A 6,359-nucleotide genomic window follows, 5' to 3' on the forward strand; every position below is an offset into this window, starting at 1 on the left:
AAAACGACACGACTCGGCCCGAATACGGGAAGAGGTGGTGTTTCAGAGGATTGGCTACCTCGGGGCCGTCCGCGCCGATGCGTGTCCGGTGCTCCCAGCCAGGCAGCTCGAAGAACACTAGACCTCTTGGGAGACCGAGTCAAGCGCCGCTGTCCGTTCGGGGGACTCCTCGTCGGCCGGGAGCTGGAAGGCGAGGACCGCGACGTCGTCGTCGTGCTCGGAGGTGACGCCCATGGCGCGGAGCAGGCGGGAGCAGACCACGTCGGGGGCGCCGACCGCGCCGGCGAGGGTGCGGGCGAGCAGGTCGAGGCCCTGGTCGATGTCCTCGTCCCGGCGTTCGACGAGGCCGTCCGTATAGAGGACGCCGGTGGTGCCCGGCAGCAGGCGCAGGGTGTGCGAGAGGTGGACGCCGCCGCCGGTGCCCAGGGGCGGGCCGTTCTGCTCCTCACTGCGCAGGACGGTGCCGTCGGGGCAGCGCAGCAGCATCGGGAGGTGGCCGGCGGAGGCGTAGCCGAGGGTGCGGCGCCGCGGGTCCCAGACGGCGTAGGTGCAGGTGGCGATCTGGTTGGCGTCGATCTCCATGGCGAGCCCGTCGAGCAGGCTCATCACCTTGTGCGGCGGGAGGTCGAGGCGGGCGTAGGCGCGGACGGCGGTGCGCAGCTGGCCCATGACGGCGGCGGCCCGCAGGCCGCGGCCCATCACGTCGCCGATCACGAGCGCGGTGCGGCCGCCGTCGATGGCGATGACGTCGTACCAGTCGCCGCCGACGGCGGCCTCGGCGCCGCCCGGCTGGTAGGTGGCGGCGACCCGGAGGTCGGCCGGCTGGTCGAGTTTCTGCGGGAGGAGGCTGCGCTGGAGGGTGACGGCGGCCTCGCGCTGGCGGCGTTCGGACTCGCGCAGCCGGGCGGCGGCGAGCACCTGGTCGGTGACCTCGGCGGCGAAGATGAGGACGCCGGAGGTGGGGTCGTCACTCGTGGGAGTGGTCCCGGCGGCGGTGGAGCCCGTGGCGGGGGCACCCGTCGGAGTGGAACCCGCGGGCGCGGAACCCGCCGGGGCGGCACCCACCGGGGTGGGCGGAGCGACGGGGGCCCGGTCGCCGGGGGCGCGGGTGAGCGGGACGCAGGAGACGTTGTAGTAGCGGTTGCCGGTGAGGCCGAGGATGCAGCGGGCCTTGACGCTGCGCGGGCTGCCGCCGCGAATCACCTGGTCCATGAGGGGCAGGACGCCGAGGGTGCCGAGTTCGGGCAGGGCGTCGCAGGCGGGCAGGCCGGTGGGGCGCTCGCCGAAGAGCTCGCGGTAGGCGCGGTTGGCGTAGCCGAGCTGGTGCAGCGGTCCGTAGGTGACGGCGACCGGGGCGGGGATGCGGTTGAGGACCTCGCGGAGGTCCTGCGGCCGGTGGGGGTCGAGCACGCCGGTGGGGTCGAGGGCGTCGGGGAGCTCGGGCGGGCCGGTGGGGCTGGTGGGGTCCCGGGGGCCGGGCACCACGACGGCGTCGCCGGACGGCGTGCCGCGGTCGGTGCCGGCCCCGGACGGCGGGGTGGCACGCCACGGGACTCCGGGGAGCCGGGCGCTCCAGCGCATGAGGTTCAAACGACGGCCGCTTCCTCGGGTTCCAGGCATATCATCACTTTTTGTGTGCTCGTCAGCACACGGGGTAATGACTCGGTCGGGCAGATCCTGTCAGGCGAAGGCCCGATTCCGGAAGTCGTCCGCGCACGGCGCGGTCATCGGGTCGGTCCCGGGGCGCTCTCCGTACTCCGCCCTGGCGGCTCACCCGGGCCGCTCGTCGGCCTGCTCGGGCCGCTCCCGCCGCTCGGGCCGGCCGAGCGGGACGACCTCGCGGGAGAACAGCCCGGTCATCGCCCAGTCCATGAGGATCCGGACCCGCCGCTCGCCGCTCGGCAGCCGGCGCAGGTGGCGGGCCCGGTGCAGCCACCAGGCCCGGCGGCCGGTGAGCCGTCCGCCCCGCCGGGTGTGCGCGACCGCCCGGCCGAGGCCGAGCGAGGTGGAACAGGCCGGGGTGTCCGGCCGGTACTCGGCGATGCCGGACGCGTGCGGGCCGTCCGCCAGGGCCGCGAGCACATTGGCGGCCAGCAGCTCGGCCTGGGCGAAGGCGTGCTGGGCGTTCGGCGCGCACGGCGCCCCGTCCGCGTGCGGGTCGGGCACCGCCGCGCCGTCCCCGGCCGCCCACGCCCCGGGCAGCGCCCGGCCGTCCGGGCCGAGCACCTGGAGGGAGCCGAGGCAGCGGACCCGGCCGGTGGTGTCCAGCGGCAGATCGGTGTCGCGCAGCAGCGGGTTGGGGCGGACCCCGGCCGTCCAGACCAGGGTGCGGGCCGCGAACCGGCTGCCGTCGGAGAGCGCCATCACCCCGCCGGCGGCCGACTCCAGGGTGGTGCGCAGCCGGACGTCGACGTTGCGCTCGCGCAGCTGGGCCAGGGTGTGCTCGGCGAGTTCGGGCGACTCCTCGGCGAGGATCCGGTCGGTGGCCTCGACCAGCACCCAGCGCAGGTCGTCGGGGGTGATGTTGTGGTGGCCGCGGACGGCGTACCTGGCCATGTCCTCCAGCTCGGCGAGCGCGCCGACGCCCGCGTAGCCGGCGCCGACGAAGACGAAGGTGAGCGCCGCCTGGCGGAGCGCCGGGTCGCGGGTGGTGGTGGCCAGGTCGAGCTGTTCCAGGACGTGGTCGCGCAGGCCGACGGCCTCGCCGACGGTGGAGAAGCGGCGGCCGTGCTCGGCCAGTCCGGGCACCGGGGCGGTGCGGGAGACCGAGCCGGGGGCGAGCACCAGGACGTCGTAGCCGAGCTCGACCGGTGCGGGCGCCTCGCCCGGGCCGGCGGCGTCGGCCCAGGCCCGTCGGGTGGCGTGCTCGATCCGGGTGATCCGGGCGGTGAGCACCCTGCACTCGGTGAGTTCGCGACGGAGCGGGACGACCACGTGCCGGGGGTCGATGGTGCCGGCCGCGACCTCGGCGAGCAGGGGGTGGTAGGTGAGGTACGCCTGCGGCTCGACCAGGGTGAGGTGGGCCTCGCCGCGACGGAGCCGCTCGCGCAGCCCGCGCTGGAGGTGCAGTGCGGCGGACATGCCCGCGCACCCACCGCCGACGATCAGGATCCTGATGGCGCACCTCCTGTCGATGGGGTCGCGGTCGCCCTCCTTCGATCGGGCCTGCCCCCATCACGCCCACCAATTGAGGACCGCCGGAGCCCTCTTGTCCACCGTCCGCGCTGTGACGGACGGGGCTGGTGGGACCTGAAGTGGCCAGATGGACTGCCGGGGTGAGTTTCTGACGCACTTTCGGCCTCGAACGGCGGTGAACTATGGTCGGATTGTGTGGCGGCGCGGCCACTGCCATGTCAACTGGCGGCGACGCACCGTGGATCGGCCATTACGGCCAGTTCTAGTGTTGGCGGGAGAACCCGACTGCGGGACCGTGATCCGGGGAAGGGTAGTTCCCGGACAGGGCCCCCCGACGGGCGCCGACACGTCGGTCCGATCGCACCGATCGGCCCGGCGGCGCCCGCCGGAGCGGGGTCCTGGTGGACCTGCGCGCGGCCGCACCCACGGCCGGGCGTCGCCCGGGCGGCAGCAACGGCACGAGCGATGGGTCATCGGACATTTCTTTCAGGCGTAGCTGCACCGGGGGGTGCAGGGGCGGGCGACGACAGGGTCCGGAATCGGATGCCTGCGGGGGAGAGTTGGGATGATGGAACAGGAGCGACTGTTGGGGCGAGCGGGTGCGACACACCCCGGCCAAGGCGTGGTGCCGGAGCAACGCGGCCCCGCCGAGGCCTCCGGTCCCGCCGGGGCGGCGTACGCGGCCGTCCCGTACCGGGGAGGCGAGATGACACAGGGCGGCGGGCAGGCCCCGGGCGCCCGGTTGCGGGTCGACGCGCGGCGGAACCTGGAGAGCGTGCTGCGCGCGGCCCGTGAGGTGTTCGGCGAATTCGGCTACGGCGCGCCGATGGAGGAGGTGGCGCGGCGGGCCGGGGTCGGCGTGGGCACGGTGTACCGGCGCTTCCCGAGCAAGGAGGTGCTGGTCCAGCGGATCGCCGCCGAGGAGGTGGCCTGGCTGACCGCCCAGGCGCGCGAGTCGCTGTACGGCGGCGCGGGTGCCTGGGAGGCGCTGGCCGGGTACTTGGCGCGGGCGGTCTCCACCGGGGCCGGGCGGCTGCTGCCGCCGGAGGCGTTCCGGTACGCCGAGGAGCTGGGGCGGGTGCCCGAGCAGCGGGTGCCGGACTCGGTCGGCTCGGTCGGGTCGGGCGGCTCGGTCAGCTCCGGCGGCGCGTTCGGCTCGGGCAGTCCGTTCGGCTCGGCGCGGTACGAGCCGACGGTGACCGGTGCCGGCGAGCCGGTCGGCGGGCCGCTCGCTGCCGAGGCGTCGGTCGAGGGCGAGGCGGCGGCGCTGGTGGCCGACGCGGATCCGCGGCTGCTGCTGCAGTTACTCGCGGCCCTGGTGGCGCGCGCGGGTGCGGCCGGTGAGCTGCGGCCCGGGGTGACCGTCGCGGACGTGGTGCTGGTGCTGACGGCTTCGGTGCCGGTGCACGCCTGGCGCGGCGGACCGGCGGGCGGCCCGGGTGCGGCGGTCGCGGGTACGGCGGTCCCGGCGGTGGCCGGGGACGCTCCGCAGCCGACGGGTGGTCCGCAGGCGGACGGTCAAGCCGCCGAAGGGCCGTCCGACCGCCTGCTCCAGATCCTGCTCGACGGCCTGCGGGCCCGCTGAGCCCCAGGGACCACCGTCCGGCGCGGGCAAGGAGGTTGGTGAGCGGGGCGGCGGGCGGCTCCGGGTCGTGCGCCCGGCGCGGCCGAGGCCGTCCCAGGCGCCGTGCGCGGGGCGAACACATCCGCGACGGCCCCACGGAAGAGTGGGTCGTGGCCGGTCCGGCTACCGCCCAACTCTGCGCTATGCCATCCTTTGCCCGTGGTTGGAGCCAATGTCCCGATGCGCGCCGTTCGCGCGCCCTCGGCGCCGTGCAGCGGGGAATCGTGCGCCCACGCACTCCCGCGCGCCCTGCCACACTACGGGGGCTGCTGTCGTGGAGGCTGGGGTCCGCTGTGAGCGCCGAGGAACAGAACGACTACGGCTACGGCCTCGACTTCGGGCGGTCCGCCGGGGGCGGACCCGACTGGGGTCCTGACGGTCCGGCCGCCGACGCCGGGGCGCCCGGCGGCGGGTCGGGGGGCGCACCCCAGGTGTCCGGTCCGGTGCAGTCGGGCGCGACGCACCCGGGTGCGGTGCCGTCCGGCGCGCTGCCGCCCGGGCCGGTACCGGCCGGCCAGGTGCCGGACCAGGCCGGGATGCCCAGCCGCGAGACGCTCTCCGCCTCCGCCGCCGCCCTCCCCCAGGGGCGCGTCCCCGGACAGGCCGCCGCCGGGCGCGGCAGCGTCACCCCCGAGGCCTTCGTCGGCACCGGTGCGCCGGCCCGCCCCACCGTGCCGGCGCCCGCCGATCCGGTCGACGGTGAACGGCCTCCGTCCGACGCCGAGTTGACGGCCCTCGTCCGGTCGGGTGACGACACCGCGTACGAGGAGATCTACCGCCGGCACGTCGACTCGGTGCGCCGCTACGCCCGGACCTGCTGCCGGGACAGCTTCACCGCCGAGGACCTCGCCGGTGAGGTGTTCGCCCGCACCCTGCAGGCGCTGCGGGCGGGCAAGGGCCCGGAGTTCGCCGTCCGCGCCTATCTGCTGACCGCGGTGCGGAACGTCGCCGCCGCCTGGACCCGCAGCGAGCGGCGCGAGCAACTCGTCGACGACTTCAGCGTGTTCGCGCAGACCTCGGCGGCCGTCGTCGACCTCGACCTGGCCGACCCGGGCGCCGACGCCTGGGCGATGGCGATGGCCGACCAGCGCATGGTGATGCAGGCCTACGCCGAACTCCCCGAGGACGACCGGATGGTGCTCTGGCACACCGAGGTCGAGCGGGAGTCCCCCAAGACCGTCGCGGTGATGCTCGGCAAGACCGCCAACGCGACCGCCGTCCAGGCCCACCGGGCGCGTGACCGGCTCGCCGCCGGCTTCCTCCAGGCACACGTCTCGGGCAGCCAGGACCGGGACTGCGAGGCGTACGCCAACCGGCTCGGCGCGTACGCGCGCGGGTCGCTGCGCAAGCGCGCCTCGGCGGAGGTGGGCCGGCACCTCCAGGAGTGCGACCGGTGCACGGCCGCGTGCCTGGAGCTGTCCGAGATCAACCACGGGCTGCGCGCGCTGCTGCCCGGTGGGGTGCTGGTCTGGATCGGCGTGGGCGGGTTCAGTGCCGCCGCGGCCGCCGTCGGCGGGGCGGCGGCGGTGGGCGGCGCGGTCGCCGGGACCGCGGCCGCCACGGCGGGAGGCGCGGCCGGAGGCGCGGCGACCGGGACGAC

3 protein-coding genes and 1 pseudogene are annotated in these 6,359 nt (G+C 75.8%); 2 read left to right on the forward strand and 2 right to left on the reverse strand.

All coding sequences use genetic code 11. The features are described from left to right. Positions 1 to 138: 138 nt before the first annotated feature. Positions 139 to 1,620: pseudogene (locus tag ACFP3U_RS36550) on the reverse strand (PP2C family protein-serine/threonine phosphatase); the annotation flags it as partial. 150 nt (positions 1,621 to 1,770) lie between these two features. After that, positions 1,771 to 3,081: an NAD(P)/FAD-dependent oxidoreductase gene (locus ACFP3U_RS36555; protein WP_380230091.1), complete on the reverse strand. Its 1,311-nt coding sequence runs from the start codon at positions 3,079 to 3,081 to the stop codon at positions 1,771 to 1,773. Positions 3,082 to 3,760: 679 nt separating this feature from the next. Here ACFP3U_RS36555 and ACFP3U_RS36560 point away from each other — a divergent pair. Continuing rightward, positions 3,761 to 4,720 (forward strand): TetR/AcrR family transcriptional regulator, encoded by a 960-nt coding sequence (locus ACFP3U_RS36560; protein ID WP_380230092.1) that lies wholly within the window; start codon positions 3,761 to 3,763, stop codon positions 4,718 to 4,720. Positions 4,721 to 5,052: 332 nt separating this feature from the next. Continuing rightward, a partial coding sequence (locus ACFP3U_RS36565; RefSeq protein ID WP_380230093.1) for a sigma-70 family RNA polymerase sigma factor occupies positions 5,053 to 6,359 on the forward strand: 1,307 nt, incomplete at its 3' end.

Source organism: Kitasatospora misakiensis, from assembly GCF_042656005.1.
Taxonomy (GTDB): Bacteria; Actinomycetota; Actinomycetes; order Streptomycetales; family Streptomycetaceae; genus Kitasatospora; species Kitasatospora misakiensis.

Coding starts and splice junctions, on each gene's coding strand:
- ACFP3U_RS36555 (WP_380230091.1), bottom strand. CDS start 3,081: ATGTCCGCCGCACTGCACCTCCAGCGCGGGCTGCGCGAGCGGCTCCGT.